Origin of the sequence: Yersinia thracica, from assembly GCF_902170565.1 — a bacterium.
GTDB classification, from domain to species: domain Bacteria; phylum Pseudomonadota; class Gammaproteobacteria; order Enterobacterales; family Enterobacteriaceae; genus Yersinia; species Yersinia thracica.
In genome coordinates, this window is the sequence record NZ_CABHXX010000061.1 from 1 (window position 1) to 218 (window position 218).

Genomic DNA, 218 nt, shown 5'->3' on the forward strand with positions numbered 1-218 from the left:
GCCAGCGCACTGACGGTCTGCTTCTGATCTTCGCTGAGATTGTCTTTGTCCCAGCCCATTGCCGCGATAATCCTCGGGGCCATCAACTCGGCAGTAGCCGCTCCTGCAGCGCCCGCTAACGCACTGTTGCCACTGGTGTAGGCGGTGACTGCACCCAATACGGCGTGCGCCATGGCATTGGCCGCCTGATTATCGCCGGTGCTTTTCTTAATCACTTC

General features: G+C 59.2%; 1 pseudogene. It reads right to left on the reverse strand.

From position 1 onward, the window contains the following. A pseudogene (locus FTA91_RS06965) lies at positions 1 to 218 on the reverse strand (VENN motif pre-toxin domain-containing protein); the annotation flags it as partial.